Origin of the sequence: Microcystis sp. M53602_WE12 (assembly GCF_030065455.1) — a bacterium.
GTDB lineage: Bacteria > Cyanobacteriota > Cyanobacteriia > Cyanobacteriales > Microcystaceae > Microcystis > Microcystis aeruginosa.
In genome coordinates this window covers 1-10,278 of the sequence record NZ_JASJFB010000324.1, presented here as the reverse complement: position 1 = coordinate 10,278, position 10,278 = coordinate 1, and the positions used below count along the sequence as shown (strand labels likewise).

General features: G+C 46.3%; 9 protein-coding genes and 3 pseudogenes. 5 read left to right on the top strand and 7 right to left on the bottom strand.

The features are described from left to right. Both psaB and psaA read right to left on the bottom strand, forming a co-directional pair. Positions 1-647 (bottom strand): annotated as a pseudogene (gene psaB, locus PX482_RS11565) (photosystem I core protein PsaB); the annotation flags it as partial. Positions 648-825: 178 nt separating this feature from the next. Beyond that, on the bottom strand, positions 826-3,072 hold the full coding sequence (gene psaA, locus PX482_RS11560) for a photosystem I core protein PsaA (RefSeq protein WP_288122457.1): 2,247 nt from the start codon (positions 3,070-3,072) through the stop codon (positions 826-828). A 467-nt stretch (positions 3,073-3,539) separates the two neighbouring features. On the opposite strand from psaA, the pseudogene PX482_RS11555 reads away from it, so the two are divergent. After that, positions 3,540-5,096: pseudogene (locus PX482_RS11555) on the top strand (hypothetical protein). 307 nt (positions 5,097-5,403) lie between these two features. Next, entirely contained in the window at positions 5,404-5,970 is a 567-nt protein-coding gene (locus PX482_RS11550; protein ID WP_002757226.1) for a hypothetical protein, read from the top strand. 78 nt (positions 5,971-6,048) lie between these two features. On the opposite strand, the gene PX482_RS11545 is transcribed toward PX482_RS11550, so the two are convergent. Both PX482_RS11545 and PX482_RS11540 read right to left on the bottom strand, forming a co-directional pair. Further along, positions 6,049-6,174: a hypothetical protein gene (locus PX482_RS11545; protein ID WP_288025117.1), complete on the bottom strand. Its 126-nt coding sequence runs from the start codon at positions 6,172-6,174 to the stop codon at positions 6,049-6,051. A gap of 134 nt (positions 6,175-6,308) precedes the next feature. After that, entirely contained in the window at positions 6,309-6,956 is a 648-nt protein-coding gene (locus PX482_RS11540; RefSeq protein WP_288025121.1) for a YqiA/YcfP family alpha/beta fold hydrolase, read from the bottom strand. 48 nt (positions 6,957-7,004) lie between these two features. Here PX482_RS11540 and PX482_RS28075 point away from each other — a divergent pair. Beyond that, positions 7,005-7,247, top strand: a pseudogene (locus PX482_RS28075) (hypothetical protein). On the opposite strand, the gene PX482_RS11530 reads toward PX482_RS28075, so the two are convergent. The 3 genes from PX482_RS11530 to PX482_RS11520 all read right to left on the bottom strand — a co-directional run bounded on the left by PX482_RS11530 (position 7,188) and on the right by PX482_RS11520 (position 8,642). After that, complete coding sequence (locus PX482_RS11530; protein ID WP_002732775.1) at positions 7,188-7,493, bottom strand: DUF2973 domain-containing protein; 306 nt, start codon at positions 7,491-7,493, stop codon at positions 7,188-7,190. The pseudogene PX482_RS28075 and the gene PX482_RS11530 overlap by 60 nt on opposite strands. A 99-nt stretch (positions 7,494-7,592) precedes the next feature. After that, positions 7,593-8,000, bottom strand: a complete 408-nt coding sequence (locus PX482_RS11525) for a DUF2605 domain-containing protein (RefSeq protein ID WP_002757231.1) — start codon at positions 7,998-8,000, stop codon at positions 7,593-7,595. Between the two features lie 15 nt (positions 8,001-8,015). Next, on the bottom strand, positions 8,016-8,642 hold the full coding sequence (locus PX482_RS11520; RefSeq protein WP_002757233.1) for a TenA family protein: 627 nt from the start codon (positions 8,640-8,642) through the stop codon (positions 8,016-8,018). Between the two features lie 235 nt (positions 8,643-8,877). On the opposite strand from PX482_RS11520, the gene PX482_RS11515 reads away from it, so the two are divergent. Continuing rightward, positions 8,878-9,084 (top strand): hypothetical protein, encoded by a 207-nt coding sequence (locus PX482_RS11515; RefSeq protein ID WP_012267271.1) that lies wholly within the window; start codon positions 8,878-8,880, stop codon positions 9,082-9,084. 41 nt (positions 9,085-9,125) lie between these two features. Further along, the gene (locus PX482_RS11510) at positions 9,126-10,025 is read left to right on the top strand and encodes an amino acid ABC transporter substrate-binding protein (protein WP_002757237.1); all 900 of its coding nucleotides are present in this window, start codon (positions 9,126-9,128) and stop codon (positions 10,023-10,025) included. Positions 10,026-10,278 lie beyond the last annotated feature (253 nt).

Sequence of the window (10,278 nt, the reverse complement as noted above, 5' to 3'; positions counted from 1 at the left end):
GGAGTGGAGAGGAAGTTGTCCCAACCAACGTGCTGACCGCGGGATTCGGGGATAGCAACGTGAACGAGGTGTCCGGTCCAAGCCAGAGAGCTAACACCGAACAGAGCGGCGAGGTGGTGGTTCAGGCGAGATTCAGCGTTTTTGAACCAAGCGAGGCTAGGACGGAACTTAGGTTGTAAGTGTAACCAGCCAGCAAAGAGGAAAATCGCCGAGAGAATCAGCAGGAACACCGCACCTTGGTATAGGTCTTGGTTGGAGGTCATACCGATGGTGTAGAACCAGTGGTAAACCCCGGAATAGGCGATGTTAACCGGATTAGAAGCGCCAGCTTGGGTGAAGGCATCTACAGCGCCTTTACCGAACTGGGGATCCCAAATCGCATGGGCGATGGGACGGATGTTTAAGGGATCTTTGATCCACTGCTCGAAGTTACCTTGCCAAGCGACGTGGAATATAGTACCGGAAGTCCACAGGAAAATGATTGCAATGTGGCCGAAGTGCGACGCGAAAATCTTTTGGTAGAGATTCTCTTCCGTCATGCCATCATGACTTTCAAAATCGTGGGCTGTGGCGATCCCGTACCAAATCCGACGGGTAGTCGGATCTTGGGCTAGATCTTGGCTAAATTTAGGGAATTTAGTTGCCATAGCTGTTTAGGAAATTCTCCTCTCTAAATAACTGAGGCTCTTACACGAGTGCTGGTTATTTCCTTTTTTCAATTCACCCACTGTAATAGGAAACGCTTACAGAGGTATCGGTCAATCGACGCTGGTTCTGCCTAGTCTTGCCAATCCCCGGGGGACTGGCAAGCCCTTATAGGCAAGTTTAGCCAATCGAGAGACTTCTGGCCAAGAAGAATGCCCAAGTGGTGACAATACCGCCTAAGAGGTAGTGAGCCACACCAACGGCACGACCTTGAATGATGCTCAGGGCGCGAGGTTGGATAGCGGGGGCAACTCTTAACTTGTTGTGCGCCCAGACGATCGACTCGATTAATTCTTGCCAGTAGCCGCGACCACTGAACAGGAACATCAAGCTAAACGCGAAGACGAAGTGACCGGCTAGGAACATGATTCCGTAGGCAGACAGGGCGGAGCCATAGGAATTAATGACTTGCGCTGCTTGCGCCCAGAGGAAATCCCGTAACCAACCGTTGATGGTGATGGCACTTTGGGCGAAGTTACCGAGGGTAACGTGGGTGACAGTGCCATCGGGGGCGACGGTTCCCCAGACATCGGACTGCATTTTCCAGCTAAAGTGGAAGATTACGACCGAGAGGGAGTTGTACATCCAGAACAGGCCGAGGAAGACGTGATCCCAACCCGAAACTTGGCAGGTACCGCCGCGACCGGGACCATCGCAGGGGAAACGGAAACCGAGATTCGCTTTATCGGGAATCAGACGGGAACCGCGAGCGTAGAGAACCCCTTTGAGGAGAATCAACACGGTGACATGGATGGTGAAGGCGTGGATGTGATGCACGAGGAAATCGGCAGTACCGAGGGTGATCGGCATCATGGCCACTTTGCCACCCACTGCTACTACGTCGCCACCGAAAGCATAACTAGCGGTAGTGAGAGCGTTAGGAGCGGTGTTGCCGGGGGCCAGGGTGTGGAGACTTTGTACCCATTGGGCAAAGATGGGTTGTAGTTGAATTCCCGTATCCGAGAACATATCTTGGGGACGACCAAAAGCCCGCATGGTGTCGTTGTGAATGTATAAACCGAAGCTATGGAAGCCAAGGAAAATACATACCCAGTTCAGGTGGGAGATAATTGCGTCGCGATGACGGATCATCCGATCGAGCAGGTTATCCACGTTTTTGGCTGGATCGTAGTCCCGCACCATGAAGATCGCTCCGTGCGCTCCCGCACCGACGATTAAGAAGCCACCGATCCAAGTGTGGTGAGTGAACAAGGATAGTTGGGTGGCGTAGTCAGTCGCCTGATAGGGATAAGGCGGCATGGCGTACATATGGTGGGCCACGATGATGGTTAGCGAACCTAAGAGAGCCAGGTTAATCGCTAACTGGGCGTGCCAAGAGGTGGTCAGGATTTCGTACAGTCCTTTGTGACCTTGACCGGTGAAGGGACCTTTGTGGTTTTCGAGGATTTCCTTCATGCTGTGACCGATACCCCAGTTGGTACGGTACATATGACCGGCAATGATGAATAATACAGCGATCGCCAAGTGATGGTGAGCGGTATCGGAAAGCCAGAGACCACCAGTCACGGGGTTCAAGCCACCTTTGAAGGTGAGGAAATCCGAGTAAGCACCCCAGTTAAGGGTAAAGAAGGGGGTCAAACCCTGGGCGAAACTGGGATATAAGTCCGCCATCTTGCTCGGTTCGAGAATGAACTCGTGGGGCAAGGGGATGTCTTGGGGAGCGACTCCCGCATCGAGGAGTTTGTTCACCGGTAAAGAAACGTGAATCTGATGACCGGCCCAACCTAGGGAACCTAAGCCGAGTAAACCCGCCAAGTGGTGGTTCATCATCGATTCCACGTTTTGGAACCATTCCAGTTTCGGTGCGCTTTTGTGGTAATGGAACCAACCGGCAAACAGCATCAGGCCCGCCATAACTAAACCACCGATAGCGGTGCAGTATAGCTGATAGCTGTTGGTGAACCCGGAGGCGCGCCAGAGGTAGAACAGACCAGAGGTGATCTGAATACCGTGGAAACCACCGCCCACATCGCCGTTGAGGATGCCTTGACCGACGATCGGCCAGACCACTTGGGCGCTGGGTTTGATGGCGAGCGGGTTGGTTAACCAAGCTTCATAGTTAGAAAATTTCGCGCCGTGGAAGTACATTCCACTCAGCCAAACGAAGACAACGGCGAGATGTCCGAAGTGGGCGCTGAAGATTTTCCGAGAAATATCTTCTAGATCGCTGGTTTGACTATCAAAATCGTGGACGTTGGCGTGTAGGTTCCAAATCCAGGTGGTGGTTTTGGGTCCTTTGGCTAAAGTGCGATCAAAATGCCCCGGCTGACCCCACTTCTCAAAGGAAGTAGGTACTGGGTCTTTATCTACAATCACTTTAGCTACCGCTTTGGGGGGGAGTGCCATGAGGATTCTCCTCTCTCGACAATAGACTTAGCGTTTTATTTGAGGATAGATTTTTTAACCTAAAAAAGGCAAGTTGAAATCTGACCCACCTTTTGTTAATGTCGCTTGACTTTCCTCTTGGGTGAGATTCCAGTCGAAAGCATCAATAGTAGATGATAAGTCTTTGTTCTCTCCTCTGTTCGTTGTGCTTAACAATAATTAAAATTCTCTCAATCCTTGATAGGAGAGACATTTTCTGCTATGGACGGTCTTAGTCAGGGTCAGACCGGTAATTTTTCTTTACAAAAGTTTATTAATTGTCGCCCCAGAAGCCGATTTCACCTTTTTCTCCCTCACCAGACCATATAGAAAATTCAATAGATAGATTCTCAAAAAACAATCAAACAATTCTGTAAAATTGAGGCCATAACCTCATCTTCTCGCGCTTTTGCTGACACCAGAGCATTCAATGACTCTAGCAAAAATCAATGGTTTGTATAGATTTTGGCCTTGGCTCTAGGAGGAACGTGCTATCCCTACTACATAAATTAATCCCAGTCAAAACCCTTCGTATATGTCTTGTGATCGGTTTACTGACCATTCTGTTAACCGCCTGTGGCGATCGCCTGACGGCTACCAATCTCCCCACTTCCGAAACCCTTCATCTTCCCGTCGTCCAAGGCCGCATTTCTGAGGTTGCCCCCCCGGCCCTAATTCAGGAACTGCGACCCAGTTTAGATCGTTACGCTCCCCAAGTAACGATTCTCAGTCCTCTGGCCGAACAAGTTTTCGATGACCCTCAGGTGACAGTTAAACTACAAGTGTCAGATCTGCCAATTTTCCAAGACGATACCCTGAAATTAGGACCCCACTTGAGCCTAATTGTCGATAATGAACCAGCAGCGGCTATCTACGACCTCAAGCAACCGATTATCCTAGAAAATCTTGCCCCCGGTACTCACACCCTCCGCGTCTTGTCCATGCGGCCTTGGCAGGAAAGTTTTAAAAATGATGGGGCCTTCGCTGAAACAACCTTTCATATTCTGACAAAAACAGGCAAAAATGCCCCTGATAACAACTTACCCCTGTTAACCTACAGTAGTCCGCAAGGAATCTACGGCGCAGAACCGATCCTGCTCGATTTTTATCTGAGTAATGCTCCTCTACGTCTGCCCAATACTGCCAACGAGGATAATAGTCTTCAAAATTGGCGCATTCGTGTCACTGTCAACGGTGAAAGTTTTCTGCTTGATACTTGGGAACCGATCTATCTCAAGGGTTTTGCCAAGGGCAATAACTGGGTACAATTAGAATTCATCGATGGTAAGGGAAATAAAATCGAAAACGAGTTTAATACCAGCGTGCGCGTGATTAGCTTTGATCCCTCTTACCGAGACGGCCTTAGTCAATTAGTCCGCGGCGATTTATCCCCTACAATTGCCCGTAGCATTGTTGATCCCAACTATAAAACCATTCCCAGTCTACAGGAAAAAACTCCCGTTATTGAGCCAGAAAGCCCAATAGTGGAAGAAACCCCCGTTATTGAGCCAGAAACCCCTATAGTGGAAGAAACCCCCGTTATTGAGCCAGAAACCCCTATAGTTCAGGAAATCCCTGTTATTGAGGAGGAAACTCCTGTTATTGAGCCAGAAACCCCTATAGTGGAAGAAACTCCTGTTATTGAGCCAGAAACCCCTATAGTGGAAGAAACTCCTGTTATTGAGCCAGAAACCCCAATAGTGGAAGAAAAACCAGTAGAGACAGAAACAATCGAAAAGGTAGAGGAAACCCCTGAAGCGATCGAATCTCCCTTAACCACCATACCGGAGACAAAGGAGATTAACGAACCGGCCTCTAGTATTTAGCCTCCGGTAGAAGTGGAACCTATTCCCGAACCCCAGAACAATAGCGAGCAAAAAATCACCATTTTCGATCGCATTCAACAAACCTTAAATCGTTTCCAGTTACCCTCTCCCCCAGCAGAAACAGATATCGAACTACCCATCCTCGATCCTGAATTATTCAGCAATATCGATCGATCTTAAAACCCAGCTTAATCGAGTTTTTAGGGGATAGGGTAATGAGGGTAATGGGGAAGTGGGGAGGTGGGAATTATGAATTATGAATTAGGAGGTGGGGGGGTAGGGGAATGGGGGAATTTCAACTAAAACCCTAACACCCTAACACCCTAACACCCCAACACCCTAACACCCTAAAAACCCAACCCCCAACCCTCAACACCTCGATCGAGAAATTATTAAACAAATATTTCGCAATATAGACAAAATTGGGAACTAAGTTATAATCTAGAACGTCTCTAGGTAATTTACTAACTTTTTGCTTGAGGTAATTGTGTTTAACAAAATTTCCCTTGTCGCTGGTTTTGCCGGTTTAGTTGCCCTAACTACCCTTGGCGCTGTACCCGCACAAGCAGGACCACAAAATAACGAAATCTTGATCAGTCAACTGCGCGGCCATAACACCTACAGAGGTGAGCCACAACTCAACCCCGGTGACTATATACTGGGTCGCGTCCGGGGAACCGTGGGTGGAATTCTGTCCATCCAATTGATCAGACCTGTGACAGTGGATGGCAAAGAAATTTTCAGTGGCGACTTTGCCGACGGAACCACCGCTCGTATTGTTGGGGATGCCATGGGTGGTGATGACGTGATTTTGCAAGTGGTAGATGGCAAATTAGTTTATGTGGGTAAAGCTCGTCCCTATTGGGTTTCCCGCTTGAAACTAAAATCGGAAATCTCCACCAGCGCTACTCGCTCGCAACTTTTAAGAGAAGTTAACCAAAAAGAACCCGCTTGGGGACTTCCCGCTTTACCGCCGGAAACCAGAACCTTTACTGAAGTTGCTCCTCAACCCGCTCCCGAGCCTAGTGTATCTCCTATCCGCGGACTTTGGTAGTGGGAAGACATCAGGAGAAAATCTCTTGTCTTTAGACTGAGAAGCTGAAAAATCTTCTCAAAGCCCAATACAAATGCACTAAACTTCCTCCTCTTTTTCCGATCGAAGGGGGGGTTTTTTATTTAGGGTTTGCTGAAAAAGTTTTTCGTGGGGGTAGGGTGTGGGGTGTAGGGTGTAGGGTTTTACCGATTTTGAGGGGGTCAATTACCTAATTTTCAGGGAAAAAGTCCAGGGATTTTACCCCCGATCACTCCAATGGTTGGCACTTTTTGAGGGAAAAAAAGTCTAAAAGCCTTATCCAACAAGGTTTTTAGATTTATTCAGCCAACCCTATTTAGTCAAAAATTGAGAAATAATTGTATTTCAGCCCAGATTCTCGTCAAAACATCGGTAAGGGCATGATCGCTATTTAATTCGATTAACTGTACCCAAGGACGAGAAAAAGCATAATAGCGACTATTTTCTGGGGGAATTACCCCATCGTTACTGCCATGAATAATCAGGGTGGGGAGCTGCCTGATTAACTTTTCTTGGGGATAATTAGCTAAATCCTCAATAAACTTGTAATAAATCGGCAGATAACGACGATAACCGTAGTGATAAACCGATAAACTCCCAGATTTTTGCCAATTGGCTAGGGTTTCTGCTCCCAATTGTCCTAACCAAATCGGCCCGAAATTAAAAGCGGGAGCTAATAAAACGAGCCTTTGCACCTGAAAATAAGTTTCTGCCAGCCAAGCTGCCGTTAAACCGCCAAAACTGGAACCAATCAGTGTAACGGGAAACTGAGATTGTTCAATCAATTGGCCGACTTGAACAATCTGACGAGTGAGAGTTAAGCTAGAAAAGTCATCACCGTTAAGATCGGGAATTTCCATTGCTAAACCCCTCTTTTGCCAACAATGTCTCAAAAATTGCGCTTTTGTTGATTGGGGGCCAGAAGCAAAACCGTGTAGATAAATATATCTGTTTTCAAAGACCGCCATTCTAGAACCAATTAGGGTCTGCTGAAAAAGTTTGCTGGTGGGGGCAGGGTGTGGGGTGTGGGGTGTGGGGTGTAGGGTTTTACCGATTTTGAGGAGGTCAATTACCTAATTTTCGGGGAAAAAGCACCTGAATTTTCCCCCTGATCACTCTCTTGCCTAGCACTTTTGGATTTCAAAAAGGTCTCAAAGTCTTACCCAACAAGATTTTTAGATTTATTCAGCCAACCCCAATTAGATTTCTTCATCTTGCTCTTTGGTGGCACTGGGAGAAGAATTATAAATGGCATCTAACTGCTGACGAGCATCTTCGACAGTGAGAGAACGAATCACTAACAGAGGTTCATTAATCGGTTGTCCGGCCTCGTCCAAAAGTTCGGGATGGGAAGTCATGGGATAACCGTAGGGATTATAGGAATTAGCCGATTTAGCAGGACGTTTCTGGGAATCCATGCTGACAGTAATCAGACTCCGAATTAAATTATTAATGGTCAAAAAAGCGATAACTGTGAAGGCGAGGATATAGAGCAGATGTAACATTGGCCGAGTCTCCCATGAATTATGTGTGAATATTCCCTAATTGCCAAAACTTTATGCTAAAAATTCGCTCAACTCTCTAGCTTACCAAAAAGTTTCAGGTTAAGCATCAGTTTGAGGAGATTGATATTCTCCCCAACCCTGTAATCGACGACGACGACTGCTGACTCCCCAACACTCTGCCACCAACTGATGCCAAGGCAACAACATCTTGGCCTCGATACCCACCTGACCACCTGTGGTTTTAAAGAGTAAATAAGCCGTGGCCACCTCCTGTTGGGCGTTTTTGACTCTTGCCAATAAATCGTTTTGTTCCTCGACGCTGAGAAAGGATAATCTCTCGGATTCGAGGAGGAGACGGGAACGGGAAAACCAATGGGTGAAATCCTCTAGTAGAGGTTCCAATATAGTTTTCAGGAGTTCGTTTTCGGTGGGTTGCGAAGGAAACATTATTCTTATAATGACGATTTTGCTTACCTTAATCTTAGCGTTATTTATATTTCTTAACATTGTGACGGGAAAATTTTAAGATTTGCCCCAGCTGTAGGCGGCACTAAAGAATTCCTGTTCACAACTAAGGGCATAACGATAGGATAAAGAGATATTTTCCGTCATCGGGGCGTATTTATCCGCCAATTCCTCTAACTGGCTTGCTAAAGCGGCGAATTCATCCCCACTATAACTATCAATCCAAGCTTGATAGGGATTCTCAGGAATCGGCTCTAAGGCTAATTGTTGACCCAGATAAGCATAAAGACGCATACAGGGACTCATCGCCACGGCAATCGCACCGATATCACCCATCCAAGCGGTAGCGAGAAGAAAATCCGTATAGCAACGGGTGGCATTAGCGGGCTGAACCTTTCTCAGGTCAACCCCCCACTGTAAAGCGTAATTTTCGTGTAATTCTAATTCCTTTAATACCCCTGCCGCTAACCGATGAAAGCTAGTGAATCCCTGCCAATCGGGAGCTTTAGCGGCGGCGATACTGTAAGCACGGGCGAAAGATTCCAGAAAAAAAGCATCTTGACCGACATAGAAAGCGAAACAGTCCCGTTTAAGCTCTCCTGTGGCGATACCTCGCACAAAAGGGTGTTCTAGACAAGCTTGTACTAGATCTTGATGGCTGTGCCAAAGTTGCTGACTAAGCATAGGAAAATACTAATTAGGTGGACAAGGTTGGTTAAGTGGGTGGGTGGAATTAAATATAAGATGAATGTAGGTTGGGTTGAAGCATGAAACCCAACGCCCGCATGGGTTACTGAAAATGGGTAAAACCCCACACCCCACACCCCACACCCTACACCCCGTCAGTTCATTTCCTTAACCCAAACTGACGCTAACCCTGTTACAATACAGATAACTAACCAAATTTGAATTAAAAACTATGCGACTTAAGCGATGGGAGTCCCCCCGCCGTCAGGGACGTAACGACAAAGGCAAGGGCGGTTCAGCCCGACAGCGACAACTGAAAAAACAATTTAAAATGCTGTCGAAAAAACTGAAAGGGGGAGAGAGTAACATCTCTCCTCTTTTTTTGTCCCCAGCAATCTCCTCTGAAAAATCTTCCTCTGGGAAACTCTCAGTCTCCTGAAACAGTCCCAGACTTGAGCCACTTTCAGATTAGGAAAAAAAATGAAGCGTACACTTGCCGTCATGACGATGACAGTAGCTTTAACCCTCACCAGTAACCATTCTAGCCTTGCCGGAGCAATCTTCGATCGCATTCAAAAAACTGGGGTAATTACTGCGGGCGCTCGTAAAGATGCTATTCCCTTTGGTTTTGTCAACTCCCAGGGCAAGTGGGTGGGTTACAGCCTTGATATGTTAGAGTTAATTCGCAAAGAAACCGAACGGAAGTTAGGAAAACCAATTAAGTTAAAAATTGTTGAGATTACTCCCCAAAATCGTTTTGAAAAGTTGAAAACAGGGGTGATAGATATCGAATGTGGCTCCACTACTTTTACTTGGAAAAGAGAAAATGAAGTTGATTTTTCCGTTAGTTATTTTGCCAGTGGCACTCAATTGTTAACCCGCAAAGGTAGTAATCTTGATGACATCGGTAGCTTGGCAGGCAGACGCATTGGAGTAATTGCCAATACTACTAATGAAGCAGTAATTAAAACTCAACAACCCGCCGCTATTTTGGTCAAAGTTAAAAATCGTGGCGAGGGTTTACAAAAACTAGAAGCGGGAGAAATTGATGGTTTTGCCAGCGATGGCATTACCCTAGAAGGTTTAAGGAAAAACGCTAAAAATCCCAATAATTTAGCCATAGTTCCCTCCTATCCCTACGCCTACGAATCCTATGCCTGTACTTTACCTGAAAATGACTCTAAATGGCGCGATACGGTTAATTATACCCTATTAAAATTCATGGAAGGGATCGTTAGTGACCAACAACAAGCGGTGACAATTTATGAACGTTGGTTTGGTGAAGAGGGTGTTGTTCCCTATTCCAGAGAAACTATTAATGATTATTTTCAAGGCATTGTCAACACCTACGAATGGATTCCTTTAACTGTATTTCCCTAAAATTAAGACCTTTTTAGGGAAAGGTTCAAAAAGGCACTCTTGCAAGTGGGAATAATTATGAATGGGGAAGTGGGAAGTGGGGAGGTGGGTTTTTAAAGGAGGAAGGAAAATTTGGCTCTTCGGGAATTGTTATGCAAATAATTAACTTAAAATAAAATTCGATGAGAGCAACTACGCTCAAAAGTAGCTGAAATTCATACAGGAAAGGACTTAAGGCACAAATAGGTTAATACCAAAAGATAGACAATTGAGT

Bases quoted from the DNA above. Each gene is read 5' to 3' on its own strand.
- PX482_RS11530 (WP_002732775.1), bottom strand. From the start codon at position 7,493: ATGTTACATCTGCTCTATATCCTCGCCTTCACAGTTATCGCTTTTTTG.
- PX482_RS11540 (WP_288025121.1), bottom strand. From the start codon at position 6,956: ATGGCGGTCTTTGAAAACAGATATATTTATCTACACGGTTTTGCTTCT.
- PX482_RS11510 (WP_002757237.1), top strand. From the start codon at position 9,126: ATGAAGCGTACACTTGCCGTCATGACGATGACAGTAGCTTTAACCCTC.
- PX482_RS11515 (WP_012267271.1), top strand. From the start codon at position 8,878: ATGCGACTTAAGCGATGGGAGTCCCCCCGCCGTCAGGGACGTAACGAC.
- PX482_RS11520 (WP_002757233.1), bottom strand. From the start codon at position 8,642: ATGCTTAGTCAGCAACTTTGGCACAGCCATCAAGATCTAGTACAAGCT.
- psaA (WP_288122457.1), bottom strand. From the start codon at position 3,072: ATGGCACTCCCCCCCAAAGCGGTAGCTAAAGTGATTGTAGATAAAGAC.
- PX482_RS11525 (WP_002757231.1), bottom strand. From the start codon at position 8,000: ATGTTAAGAAATATAAATAACGCTAAGATTAAGGTAAGCAAAATCGTC.